The organism is Cognataquiflexum rubidum (assembly GCF_022538115.1).
Taxonomy (GTDB): Bacteria; Bacteroidota; Bacteroidia; order Cytophagales; family Cyclobacteriaceae; genus Cognataquiflexum; species Cognataquiflexum rubidum.
In genome coordinates this window covers 25,719-40,054 of sequence record NZ_JAKZAL010000003.1, presented here as the reverse complement: position 1 = coordinate 40,054, position 14,336 = coordinate 25,719, and the positions used below count along the sequence as shown (strand labels likewise).

The 14,336-nt window shown below is 40.3% G+C and carries 7 protein-coding genes; all 7 read right to left on the bottom strand.

Annotated elements, in window-relative coordinates; genetic code table 11:
• Positions 1-1,144: 1,144 nt before the first annotated feature.
• On the bottom strand, positions 1,145-1,765 hold the full coding sequence (locus MMU05_RS04385) for a NanQ anomerase/TabA/YiaL family protein (RefSeq protein ID WP_241140458.1): 621 nt from the start codon (positions 1,763-1,765) through the stop codon (positions 1,145-1,147).
• 31 nt (positions 1,766-1,796) lie between these two features.
• Positions 1,797-3,485, bottom strand: a complete 1,689-nt coding sequence (locus tag MMU05_RS04380; protein WP_241140457.1) for an L-lactate permease — start codon at positions 3,483-3,485, stop codon at positions 1,797-1,799.
• 11 nt (positions 3,486-3,496) lie between these two features.
• Complete coding sequence (locus tag MMU05_RS04375; RefSeq protein ID WP_241140456.1) at positions 3,497-6,391, bottom strand: FAD-binding and (Fe-S)-binding domain-containing protein; 2,895 nt, start codon at positions 6,389-6,391, stop codon at positions 3,497-3,499.
• 91 nt (positions 6,392-6,482) lie between these two features.
• Positions 6,483-8,366 carry a malate synthase gene (locus MMU05_RS04370; RefSeq protein WP_241140455.1) on the bottom strand — a complete coding sequence of 628 codons (1,884 nt, stop codon included), beginning with the start codon at positions 8,364-8,366 and terminating at the stop codon, positions 6,483-6,485.
• Positions 8,367-8,397: 31 nt separating this feature from the next.
• The gene (locus MMU05_RS04365) at positions 8,398-10,560 is read right to left on the bottom strand and encodes a glycoside hydrolase family 20 zincin-like fold domain-containing protein (protein WP_241140454.1); all 2,163 of its coding nucleotides are present in this window, start codon (positions 10,558-10,560) and stop codon (positions 8,398-8,400) included.
• Between the two features lie 21 nt (positions 10,561-10,581).
• On the bottom strand, positions 10,582-12,717 hold the full coding sequence (locus MMU05_RS04360; RefSeq protein ID WP_241140453.1) for a glycoside hydrolase family 20 zincin-like fold domain-containing protein: 2,136 nt from the start codon (positions 12,715-12,717) through the stop codon (positions 10,582-10,584).
• 153 nt (positions 12,718-12,870) lie between these two features.
• Positions 12,871-14,307 carry a RagB/SusD family nutrient uptake outer membrane protein gene (locus MMU05_RS04355; protein ID WP_241140452.1) on the bottom strand — a complete coding sequence of 479 codons (1,437 nt, stop codon included), beginning with the start codon at positions 14,305-14,307 and terminating at the stop codon, positions 12,871-12,873.
• Between the last annotated feature and the right edge of the window lie 29 nt (positions 14,308-14,336).

The following is a 14,336-nucleotide window of genomic DNA, read 5'->3' as shown; positions in this document are numbered from 1 at the left end:
ACCTCAATACCGAAATGGTAAGGGAGATTTTTATTTACCACTAAGCACACAGAGGGAACAGAGAATAGTAAGTTTAATTTTCTCCCGCAGATATCGCAGATTGACGCAGAAGGTCTACAACAAGCAGCCCCATCGGGGCGAAATATAGAAGCCATGGGTAAGGTGCTAAACCAATTTCCATACCGTTTCAAATCTCCCTGCACCGGAGCCCATGGTAAAAAATGGAATAGGTGAGGCATTTCGGTCACGGATTTTGTAAATAGAAGAATCTCCAATACCGAAATGGTAAGGGAGATTTTTTTTACCGCGATGGACACGAAGGTATCGCAATGTTCGCAGAGTTTGCCCCTAATCCCCCTGAAGGGGGACTTTTGTCGAAACAATAGAAATTTGGTTGAGATAGATGTGTAATGGAATCCTAAACCCAACGGCAATCATTTAGTAGGGATTCTCCCTTCCCTAAAAGTGTCTGATAAAGTAAGCCCCATCGGGGCGAAATCTTGGTAGCCGTGGGTAAGGTGCTTCTCTGATTTTCATACCTACACAAATCTCTATGCACCGCAGCCCATGGTAAAAAATGGAATAGGTGGGGCATTTCGGTCACGGATCTCTTAGGATAGAGAGTTTCCATTACCGAAATGGGAGGGAGAACCTCCTCTTCAAAACAAAAAATTTCAGGGGGTAGACCAAAAGTCCGCCGCGGCGGAGCGAAATATCAGTATCCCCGTGCAAATTGCTCCCCTGATTCCCATACTTTTTCCAATTTCCCTTTACCGCCATTCGGGGTTAAAAAGACAGTTTCTTCGGTCCCGGCGACTTAACCATTCTACACCTAGACATTGCTCCACTTGTACATAAATCAAAAAAACACTGTCTCAGAGAAACAGTGGTTTCAAAAATTACACAATCAATCTAGTATTATCTTTTTTACTTGTACTCCAAATAAGCGGTAACATTACAGTTTCACTTGATTTGAATGAATCTTGCCAGAAAACCAACAACACTTGAACAATAAAAGTCAAATCTTCAACCTCCTGAAGATTACTTTTTTCCAGTTAAAGATTTTCCTTTCTGAACCCTAAAAAAATCAGCCTAGATACTAGGCTGATTTTCCCTAACCCATAACCCAAAAAATCCAATTCTCTCATTTGTTTTTCACTTTGATGACAATTTTTTTTACTTTTTCAGCTTGGTCTATTCTTAAGGCAGGACAATGAACATTGTGAGGGAAAAAGATAAAAAATGTACCTGGATGGGCAGACAGGTTAATACTGCCTGTCACTTCATAAAAAGTAATATCTCTTTCTTCTTCGTATGGAGTACGGATCTTTGTGCTTTCAATGTCAGTTAATCCAATATATTCACGACCTGTGACCACATATTGGATGTCTGTGTAGTTTTTATGGTTTTCAAAAAAAACCTCTTCCGGTAATTTTGTGTCGTATGCCGTAACCATGACGAACAATTCCCTTCCTTGGATTTCATGAATTCCTAGTTCCAGGTTATCAAAATCAGTATGATTCAAATAATCAAAAGCTTTGTCCCAAAGCTGTTGGTTTGAAAAATAATATTTGGCGAAAGCTTCTTGTTCAATACTAGGATGTGGGTCAAGTTGGGATTGACCCAGCCATTTCTTTTGGCTATACCAATCAGAAATTTCCTCTTCTGTCATATTCATATTGTCTTTGTCCTTTGGTTTACTACATGATAGGTTAACTAGTGCTAATAATAAAAATGCCGATAAATATTTATAGAAAGTTTTCATTCCTTAGGAGATTTGAAACGATTAGTTTTGATTATAATAAATTTTGAAGATCCAAAATATGCAAGCAGATTAAACCCAAAAGGCCAACCAACAAAACATAGTAAAGTGTGGGTAGTATAGTTAATCTTAATATCAAACCTTCTTTGCCCAAATAACCAACTGTTGCTGCAGCAGCCACTATGTTATGAATGGCTATCATATTTCCGGCAGCAGCACCAACGGCCTGTAAGGCTACCATAATGGTGGTTGGCATGGATAGCCGTTCAGCCACTCCAAATTGAAACAATCCGAACATCAAGTTACTCACCGTGTTGCTCCCTGCAATAAAAGCCCCTAATGCACCGACTGAAGGTGCAAACAATGGATAAATCATACCGACTTTTAAAGCAACCCATTCTGCCATCACTATAGGCATGCCGGGGATTTCTTGTGGATTTATACCGGAGTTGATATAAATCCTTACCATTGGAATGGTAAATACCAGTACAAATCCGGCTCCTAAAATCATTTTAGAGCTTTGAACAAATGAAGTTGAAAAATCTCGCCAATCCATTTTATGCAAGAAAAAGGATACAACTGCAACTACTATCAAGATGGTACCTGGCAAATAAAGTGGTGTACTGGTTGCTGAAATATGGGTTCCAAGAATATTTTGATAACCAATTTCAAATGCCAATAGCAAAGATTTGACAGGAAGCTGGGGAATTCGGGTGATCACCAGAATCAATGCCAGTAATATATAAGGAAACCATGCAATGAAAAGGGAGAATTTCGCTTTGTCTTTTGATTGGTTAATGTTCACCTTTAGATTTCCAAACCACAATTTTGGCCAGGTACTTCTTTCAGCAAAATCCCAAGTTTTATTTGGAAGAAGGAATCCCTTTTTGGTGGCAGGAACGATGATCATTAGTCCTACCAAGGCTCCCAACATGGAGGGGAATTCGGGTCCTAAAAATATCCCTGTTAGAAGATAAGGAATTGTGAAGGCCAAGCCTCCAAAAATCGCGTATGGAAACATTTCAAAGCCTTCTTTCCAGCTTTTATTTTCACCAAAAAACCTTGTCATCATACAGATCATGAAAAAGGGCATGATTGTACCTACCAGGGCATGTAGAATAGCAGAATTGGTGGTAACCATCTGAAGGTATTCAACATATCCAATATCAGCAGTAGCCAATAGGTTTTCCATTTGTGGGCTTTCCAGGCCACCCCTTACTCCCACCAAAATAGGTGTACCCACTGCGCCGAATGTCACAGGGGTGCTCTGGACCATCAATCCCAACATCACAGCTGCCATAGCCGGAAATCCCATCGCCAATAATAATGGGGCTACAATAGCAGCTGGCGTACCAAATCCCGCGGCACCTTCAATGAAGGAACCAAACAGCCAGACTATAATGACCACCTGAACTCTCCTGTCCTCGCTGATGCCAGAAAAACCATTTCTGATAACTTTGATAGCTCCGGAATAATTAAGTAGTGTCAGGAGGAAAATTGCGCCAAAGACAATATATAAAATATCGAAAGTGATAAACAATCCCTGGATGGAAGATGCAATGATATCGAGTATGGAAAGCTTCCAAGCCAGTTTTGCAATTACAGCAGTAAGTAAAAAACCAATTGGCATACTATACTTGGCAGGCATTCTAAATCCAACCAAGAGAATTGCAACCGTCAAGATGGGGAGCAATGCTAGAAAAGACAAGACAGTAATACTCATGGGATTTTGGTTCAGGTTGAAAGGTTATTTTTTTTTGGAATAGCCTTTATTGATTCGACCCAATGTTTGGGTTTGCTTTGAGTGAAATGGGCGATCTGATGCCTGCAGCTGAAACCGTTTGCTATAACTGATGTGTGCTTGTCAACTTTATTGATAGTAGGAAAAAGTACTTCCTCTCCTATTTTTTTGGATATGTCATAATGCTCTGTTTCATATCCAAATGAACCTGCCATTCCGCAGCAACCTGAAGGGATTTCCTTAATAAGTGAATCTGTATTGGCAAAAATATTTTTAGCTGAATTTGTGCCATATAAAGCTTTTTGATGGCAATGACTGTGAACCAGCATATCCTGTGAAAGTGTAATAAAATCCATTTCGATTTTTCCAGCCTTGATCTCCTTATCAAGGAAAACATCGATCATCATTACGTTTGCTTTAAGATCATTTGCAAGCTCTTGGTCATCAATTAAATCCGGCAAATCGTCATTGAGTGCGGATGCGCAACTCGGTTCGCATACAACAACTTTAAATCCCTGATCAAAATATTTTTTAAGGTTTTCAACTGTTTTGGTTCCTTCTGATTTTGCCTCTTTCAAAAAACCATGGGATATTTTTGGTCTTTGGCAACAGCCAACGTTGGCTAAAATTACTTCATATCCGCATGAATTCAGAAGCTCCATGGCAGATATCCCTATCTGCGGTTCATGGAAATTGAGGTAGGTATCTGCAAAAAGAACCACCTTTTTGGAGGAATGGGGTTGTTGATGGCCATTTTTCAAAAACCATTTATAGAATGGCTGAATGGCATATGAAGGTAAAGTTCGTCTTTTATCAAAGCCAACAGCTTTTTGTAGGATGAATCGAAACAGCCCGGATTTTTGGATGCTGTTGATGATCCCTGCAAAAGGACCTGAAAATTTTGCTGCCATCTTTGATGAATCCCTAATCAACCTGTCCCTTAGCGTTGTTCCGTGCTTTTCATAATAGAGTTGGCTGACATCACTTTTCATTTTTGCCATGTCCACATTACTGGGACATTCTGATTTACATGCCTTGCAGGATAGACAGAGATCCATCGCTTCCCGCAACCTTTCGCTTCCTAATCCATCTTTGTCAAGCTGCCCTGACATAGCTAATCTGAGTGCATTTGCCCGACCTCTCGTCGAATGCTCTTCGTCACGGGTGGCTTTGAAACTGGGACACATGGTGCCTCCGATGATTTTTCTGCACTCCCCCACCCCTGTACACATATGTACTGACTCCTTAAAACTGTTTTCCGCTTTGTATTTAAATTGAGTTTGGGCACTAGCATCAACATAACCAACGCCATATCTGAGGTTATTTTCAATTGACTGAGCCTCCACTATCTTACCCGGATTCATCAGATTTTCAGGATCAAAAAGTTGTTTTACATCCTTTAATGCCTGATAAAGGTTGGGTCCAAAAAATCTTTCATTATAAGCACTTCTTACTAGGCCATCTCCATGTTCACCACTCCAAGACCCGCCATATTCAAGGACCAATTCGAAAGTTTCATCAGCTATTTTCTTTAGGTTTTCAATATCCTGCTGTTGCCTTAAGTCCAAAATTGGTCTGACATGGATCACGCCTACACTGGCATGGGCATACATGGATATTTCTGTGTTGTGTTTTTCGCAGATTTTGAGAACCCTGTCAATATATTCCGGCAATACATTGATCGGAATTGCTGCATCCTCAATAAATGGAATCGGTTTTTTATCCCCTTTGATTCCCAACATCAAACCCAGACCTTTTTTTCTCACGATCCACACATCCTCATATGCTTTTCCCTCCGGAAAAAGGGGAAAGGCATAGCCTAATCCCAATTCAGCCAATTTTCGGATCATTTTTTCGGGTCTTTCCATGACATCCTCAAAGGAATCAGCGTAAAATTCCACTATGAGTATGGCAGCCGGATTCCCCTCTATAAAATGGCAATGCTGCTTGGTAGTGAGGTTCTCTTTAGAAAGATTCAAAACAGTACGGTCAAGGATTTCTATTGCCGACGGGTTAAATTCCAACATGGGGGTGACCGCACTGATGGCGTCCAAAAGCTCCTCAAAATGAACCACAACCACAGACTTGAATTTGGGTAATGGAACCAGATTTAATTTTAATTCCAAAGTTGTGGCTAATGTGCCTTCGCTACCTGTTATCAGTTTTGCAAGGTTCCAATCGTCGGTATAGACAAATTCATCCAGGTTATATCCCCCCACCCTTCTCATCACTTTGGGGAACCTTTCCTTTATCTCCTCTCTGTGATGATTGATCAATGATTGAAATTTCCGATATAATACACCTTCCCTGTTTGACCTTAAGGCGATTTCATTATATACTTCAGGTGACTGTGTTTTAAAATTCAGAATCGTATCGTCTGCCAAGAGTACTTTGGCTTCCAATACGTGGTCCACAGTTTTGCCATAGAGAATACTTTTGGTTCCTGATGAATTGTTGCCAACCATACCGCCTACATTGGCCCTGCTGCTAGTTGCTGGATCAGGTGCGAAATGAAGGCCTAATGGAGCTAAATATTCATTCAATACATCCCTTACCACACCCGGCTGAACTTTAACCCACCGTTCGTCGACATTGCATTCCAAGATGCCATTCATGTATTTGGAAAAATCCAATACCATTCCATCAACCACAGTCTGACCTGCAAGGCTTGTACCTGCACCTCTGGGTAATATTTTGATGTTGTTTTTAATTGCAATTTTTATGGCATTCCTTACATCCTCTTCATCTTTGGGAATTACGACTACCCGTGGATTGATCTGGTAAATACTTGCGTCCGTGGCATACATGCCCAAAGAATATTGATCTGATAAAACATCCCCTTTAAGCTTATACTTCAATTCAGAAAGGATAGAGGAATCAATGGCCATAACTTATTGGGTTTAATGTTTATCAGGAATTAAAATGGATCAGGTCTTAAGGGATTTTCAGGTGCTCCCGAGGGTAGTGAAAATTGACATCTTAGAAATCAAGGTTTTCAGTAATCCTGGTTTTATCATTGATGAATGCTTCCGTATATTTTTGGATTCTTGCTTTGGCTTCCTTGAGGTCCATGTTATTGAGATTTATATTCAAAAGATCAATGAACCAAGGCAATTTGCTTTTGGATAAAACATAAGTCTTCACAATTTCTTTTGATATAGGCAGTGTAGTAGTCTTTGAATCATCATGGACATCTTTATTATTGGCAAGAAGAAGTTTTTGGTATTCTTCCTCTAAGAGTCTTTCAAAAAGTCCAATTGTAAAAGTCTCCCCATTTTTTGCTCCGCTATGCGGGTCATCCTCTGATATGACTGCATTTTTATGGATCCACTCCCAAAGAATGCTCACCCTAATTTCTCCAGTTGCCATGTCCTCCATGAGGTAAAGGACATTGTCATTGCCAAAGTAATCGGCCGGTTTCAAAGCAGCAGCCTGCATGCCCTGACCGAAAGCATTCCCATATTGTAAGGCAACACTAATCAGGTTTCTAGCCCCATCTATTGACCTTGGTGCATTTTCAAGCTCCAACAATCCCTGTGCATCTAGCCCGGTATAGGTCAATGCAGGAAATTTTCTACCAAGTTGGTTTTGGTTTCCTGTTTTTTCCCAAACGGGCCGGATGATATGGACCATTTTCCAATGGGCAACCCACTTTCCACTAGCTCCTTCATTTTGTTCCCTTTCTCCTCCTTGCAATGCCTTTTTCATACTTGCCGAAACGCCCTCGGCAGAACCCACAGGAATATTGGGCTCCATGCCACCTTGCCAAAGAGCAAAATTTCCTGACTTATCAGGAGTATTGACGGCCCTGCGTACCCTATCCTCATAATTTCTCATGTACCCATAAGTCATGGTGATGGATTCAATATTGGGATTGACAAAATCGGGATCCCATGCCATGGCATCTGAGACGCTATTGATATAATCCCAGCGGCCTGTATTAAACCCAACAAAGTGTTTACCCAAAGCTGCTCTGATTTCCATCAATTGAAAGGTGGCTTCAAGTTGCTCTATAAGAACATATACCCTGATGGTGCCATTTTCGAGCTGAAGATGGTGCTCAAGTGCTGAGATCATTTTGTCCCATAATGCTGCTTCCCCGGAAGTCTGGATCTTGGGCAGATAAAGGACGATAGAGGATCCCCTTTTTAGCAAAACTTCGTAGTTATTGACTACATACAAAGACAGGTCGACTATGGACGCAGCCATGGCTACACCTTCCTCATCTTTGATGTGTCTGTCATCCAGATGCAAACCTCTGGCCCTAAAAATGACTGTGGTGAAATCAAGCTGCTCTTCCCAGTTGTGGATAATGGGATGCCCAAAAAAACCTTCTGCCCAGTTGTTTATTTCTTTGGATACTGTTTCTGCAACCTCAAAAAAGACAGGAGACCGGCTGATGGCTAGCTTCAAATTTCTTTGATTATCCAAAGACATATTGTTAGTCTGCCCCAAGGCGTCTTCACCGTCAAACATCCAGCCATCGGCACCTGAAAGCAGTGCGTAGGCCACATTTCGAATGCTGTTTTGTAAAGGTGCATTGGGCTTTGCCGAGGGTCCTGTCCCCTGAATCCACTGCCTTTGCAAATCCTGAGGGACCGGCTTTCCTTCAAAATTTCCTGACCGTGCATCTCGGACCGAAATATCAGTTCCCTCAATGGTTCCTTCCTGATCTAAAAATTGGATTCTCAATCCATTGCTGTTTCTGGAATGCCTTCTTTGAATTCGTGATTCCATTATTTTTTTTACCTGCTTATTGAAAGGAGACAATACAGCTATGGCTTGCAAGGCTTCAGCAGTATAAATATCCGAATAGGTTTGGTCTAAATTTTCTCTGATAATAATCTTTGGAATACGCATCATTTGGAATTGTTTACCAGTTTTTGAAATTGATTTACTTTTTGGGAGTAGATACTGAAGCTGATTTTGCCAACTCGATATCATTTGCCACTTCGTCCCGGATCAAAGCCCAATGGAAAAGGTTGTCATCATTTCTGTCATGACTGCTTCCATTGTAATGTGCCAAAGGCATGTCTTTGTAAATGGGCCTAGAAATGGAAATAACTTGGTCCCAATACTCCAGTCCCTTGGTAAAGGCGGAAATGGCTTCAGTTTTATATTGTTCGCCTAAGCCCTCTCGATAAGATTGAAGCGCGATTGAGCCCTTCAGTTTCTCGGCCAGGTGAAGACCCAGATTTGCCCATATTCTGATATCTGCCAATTCGTACATCAAAGAGTTGTCCTCTTTGGCATCAACATTTTCTATAAGTTTTAAAGCCTTAAGACAATCTTTTTCCAATAAACCGATAAGAACGGGCGGTGTGATTTTTTTAGGGGCAAAATCTTTCCCCGCTTTGGTTGCGGCCACGTAATCTTTGACAGACACATAATCAGGGTCCAGAGTTGGTTGGTTGATCAACCTGTCTGCAGAGATATACTTTGTTGAATCTCCAATCAATGCCATCATGCCTTCCCCGTACAAAGTAAAATCCCACCTTGAGTCATACAGCGAACCCAATTTTAATTGTGTAGATGATGCCAAAGCCATTGCTTCCAATAAATTCTGGCCTGCTTCACCGTATTTATTTTTATATGTTGCTACAAAGACATCGTCGGGAGTTTGGGGATTATACAACAGCCTTCCCCATAATTTGTAAAACAGCCATTGTCTCTGAAAGGCAAATTTCCAGTCAACAGGTCCCTTGATTGCCGTGAAGTAATCTTTGGCAGGTATATAGCTTTCTGAACCCACAAAGTAACCCCCCACATAGGATTGACTATTTAGTCCGATATGGTCCCTGATAAACTGGGGAACGCCCCATCTCAATGCAAAAAAATCTTCATTCCTAGCGGTATAAGTAACCTTATATCCATCGGGTAATGGATTGTAGAATGTATCAAACATTTCCCCACCATGGACTTTCACCAACTTGGGCGTGGAATGTGCGTGCGACCAGTTGTATTTTAAGTCTGCCCAAATGGGACCATCTATGAAATCCAGTTTAGCCTCTCTTTCTATGGCATTTCTTGTGAGTTTTTCAAGTTCAACACTAGTTGCCCCAAGAGATTCTGTAGTACTGGAGAATGGTATCCTATGGACCAGTTTTACAGGTCTGCCAGCTAATCGCATTCCTTCGATATAGGTTTCAAACATCCAGTCCTCACGTTGTTGGGGAGTCATCCCTGCCATTCCCTCACCAAGTGTAAGTCCAAACCCTGTCAATTCAGGATATTCGACAAGAAGCTGTGTCACACTTTCTCTCATGTACCTTTTTACAATTTCAGAAGTATCTCCTGGTACGTAATAATGGGGGTAAACATTTTTTTGTGCTACATTATGGGCTTTGGCAAATTCATGGCTAACAAAAATGTTAAAAGGAATGATGTAAGTTTCGATTGCCCTTTCTTTAGCCATCCTAAATATGGATTTGTGCAAGGTTTTCCATTCCTCCATCTCCTTTGGAGAAAATGGGCTTGCCTCTGGGAAATTTTTTGCCTGAATCATGAAAACAAAAGGATGCAAATTCCATATTGAAAGTGAATTGAACCTGTTTTCCACCATCATGTCCAGGAAAGCTTCCCAATATTTCACATCCCGTAAGGTTTCATAATGGAGGTCTAGGGCAGAACTTGGCCGATAAGAATACCAGGCAGTGTTGTGTTTGATGGCCCGTAATGGGAAATGAGGTTTTTCGCTCTTATAAGTAATATCCGGTAAAGAAAAACCGTTTCTCAGGGATTCTGCCAAAGAAAGTGTGCCATAAATCAAACCTCTTTCATCTCCCCCTAGCACAGAAATTTTATTATCTTCTTTTTTGATGACATAAGATTCAGGACCTATTTTGGAGGATTCGATCTCCAAGTTTATCAAAAATTGATAATCTGTTGGACTGGCAACCAGCTTATATCCTTTGGATTGAAGTTCAGGTGTCAATTTGCCTACAGCATAATTTGTTTCTACAGAGGATTTGTCATACAACATGTAGATGTTCTGGCCAAAAGTCGGTTTTGTAGAGACAAGAAATGACAAAATGAAAATTATCAATATTGATTTCATATCAATTTAGTTTAGTTTTTTTTAGTTTAAGGATACCGGATTCTGACTTTTGGCAATGGAAATATCCTCTGCCACCGAAGGTCTCAAATGTTCCCAATGGAAGAGAGCATTTTTGTTATGCAAATAGGGTGTCAAAGGCATATCCTTGTAGATTGGTCTGGTGATGGCTATCACCTGATCCCAATATGCCAAAGCTTTCTCCAGATGTTTTACGGCATTGTTTTGATATGACGCTTCTCCATTTTTCCTGAAAGTTTCAAGTTGGACTGCTCCTCTTAACTTTTCTGCTAGGTGCAATCCCAAATTTGACCAAGCCTGAACATCTGATACTTCATATAATAATGAAGCATCTTTGCTGGTGTCAATATCAGCAACCAATGCTAGTGCACGCATACAATCCATTTCCAACCTATCAGCCAAATCCAAAGGGGAAATCTTCATAAGGTAGCCTGTTCCAGCTGAAGCACCTGAAGCAACAAAATCCCTTATCGAAATATAATTTGGATCCATTGTTTTTTGGTTGATCAACCGGTCCACAGAAATATATTTCATAGATCCTTTGTCCAAAGACAAGAATCCTTCTCCATATAAAGTCAAGTCCCATGTAGAATCAAAAACAGAAGCCAATCTTAGTTGAGTAGATGACGAAAGCGCATAAGCCTCCAACAGATCAGTACCACTATTTCCGTATTTTCTAACAAATTCATCTTGAAAGATTTTGTCAGGTGTATCTGGGTTGTATAATAATCTTCCCCATAATTTGTAGAAAAGCCATTGTCTTTGAAAGGCATATTTCCAGTTTACAGGTTTGTCGGTTGACGTAAAATAATCTTTTACAGGGATATAACCTTCGGATCCAACAAAATATCCCCCAACATAAGAATGGTTATTTTTGGAAATATGCGAACGGATAAAATCTGGGACTCCCCACCTAAGTGTAAAAAAGTCTTCATTTCTGGCCATCCATGTTATTTTGTAATTTTTTGGCTCAGGAACAAAATAAGTATCGCCTAGTTTTCCACCATGGACTTTGACCAAATCAGGAGTGGAGTGCGCATGGGACCAATTAAACTTCATCTCTACCCAAATTGGTCCGTCAAAATAATCTATGGATTCCATTGCTTCCCTTGTCAAGATTTCTGTATCCCTGCTTGTTGAGCCGCCAGATCCAAGGTTTGCGGAAAAAGGTACTCTATGGATAAATTTGACTTTTCTGTTTGCAAGCCGCATTCCTTCAATCATGGTCTCATTCATCCATTCTTGTCTTTCCTTGGGTGTCATACCACCCATTCCCTCACCATGGGAAATGGCAAATCCGGTAAGGTCCGGATATTCTTCCAAAACCTGGGTTACACTTTCACGGGTATATCTTTTTACAATTTCAGTGGTGTCTCCATTTACATAAAAATTAGGATAGAAATTATCGGAGGCTACGTTGTGTGTTTTGGCAAATTTCTCACTGACAAAAATACTCCAGTTGACCAAATAGGTTTCGATTCCTCTTTCTTTTGCCATTGCAAAAATACCTCGGTAGAGGGCTTGCCAATTTTGAAACTCTGAATCAGAAAATGGACTGGCTTCTGGAAAGTTTTTTGGTTGGATCATGTATGTAAAAGGATGGAGGTTCCAAAGAGAAAGAACATTAAACCTGTTCTCCACCATCATGTCCAAGAAAGCCTTCCAATAATTCAAATCTTTGGCAGCTTCGTAATGCTGTTCAAGAGCAGGGTTTGCCCTGTATGCATCCCAAGGTAAATTATGCTTGATTCCCCGAAATTCCATCACAGGACTCTCCTCTTCAAAAGTTATGTCTCCTAGTTTTACTCCGGTATTGATTTTTTCTTTGAGTGACAGGCAACCATAAAGTAATCCATTGGCATCTCCACCGTTAATGGTAATGATTTTATTATCAGGAATAATCCGGTAAGATTCTTCTCCTGATTTTACAGCATTGATATCGAGGTTTAATAAATAATCATATTTAGATCTGCTTGTTGAAATTTGATAACCCTTTTTTAATAATGATTCACTCAATAATTTTGTCGCATATCCAGCTTGGGGCAAATCATTATCAACCAAAATATAAACAGTCTGTGAAAACCCAGTAACAAGTCCAATCATCAAATAAATACACAATCCCATTATTGATTTTTTCATAATATCATATCTGAAACACCGGACATGTTACAATAGCCGGATAATTGTGAGAATTGAAATAAAGGTGAGTCCAGATTTAAAAGATTCCGGCCATGCTATATCGAAGGAATACAAAATACCGAATGCATAGCCGGAAAATTTAAATTTTAATTATCAATCATACCCAGGGTTTTGTGGTAAAACTGAAGGGTCATTAATTAAGATAACTTCGTTTTGGGGCAGTGGCCAAAGAATCATATGAGGTTCCATTCCGAGTGGTGTTAAAACCTGCAAGGCCTTACCCCACCTTATCAGGTCAAACCATCTATGTCCTTCCATGTTCAATTCCAATCTTCTTTCCAACTCAATTGAATTGCGGGTTTCTGTTTGGGAAAGTCCAGAAAAAGCTGCAACTCCAGCCCTAGCTCTTACCTGATTTAAAAATTCAAGGGCTTCACCGGTTTTTCCATTTTCATTGAGTGCTTCTGATAGCATTAACAAAACATCGGCATACCTGATGACAGGGAAATTAGCATTTCCATTGTCTGCACTTGGCACATCGGATAAGTACTTACCAGTAATTGCTGACCATCTAGGGGGGAGTGGTTGGAATACTCCATCCCCCGTTGTTACTCCCAATGCAGCAGAAATATCTCTTCTCTTGTCACCCGCTTCAAATAAATTTCTGAAAGAAATTCTTGGCGTACAGCTATCGTGCAGTGTTCCTACCATCCCATATAAGGACCTTACTACGGGCCAATTCGCAGAACAAATACTAGTCATAGTGTTCCCTGCTGCGTTGGGAGCTGATGTATATTCTATATCGAAAATATACTCTTTATGGTGTTTGTTGGTATGATCAAATACACTGTTGTAATCATCCAATAATTCATAACCCATTGTAGTAACTTCCCTAAGGATCTTTTCAGCTTCAACATAATTTTTTCTTGTCAAATATACCTTTCCCAAAAGCGCTTTTGCGGCCCCTTGAGTCGCCCTGCCTATATCAGACCCGGAATATTGAGTTGGAAGCGTATTGGCACCTTCAATCAAATCAGGTATGATCAATTCATTGTAAATTCTGTCCACTTCAGCCCTTCCGGTTTTGTATGCATCTTCCGGGCTAAGAGAACCTATGATAAAAGGAACAGGTCCAAAAACTCTAATTAAGTTGAAGTAACCCAATGCTCTGAGAAATTTTGTCTCGGCAATATATATTTCCTTATTAGGGATATCCACTAGCTGAATTTTTTCTAATAGCAAATTTGCCCTATTGAACATGATAAATCCGTTAGACCAGAGGTTATTGGCGGCAGTATGTCCTTGGAAATTATCTGTCAAAACCCTTGCTGTCTGATTGGTTGCTTCCTGCCAAACATCATCTGCCCTCAAATCCCCTACTTCCCAATATCCCGCATAATGTCCTCTTAATCCTGTGTATACTCCAATTAACGCCTGTTGAAAATCCGCCTCAGTTTTGTAAAGGAGATCAACAGTAACCGAAGAGGGGGGGGTTAAATCAATGAAGTCTTCACTGCAAGAAGTAATAGAAGCTATTACCAAAACCGAAGACATTACCAATATTTTTATATCTAGCTTAATATTTTCCATGATCGAATTAGTTTTAATTTATAATGGTT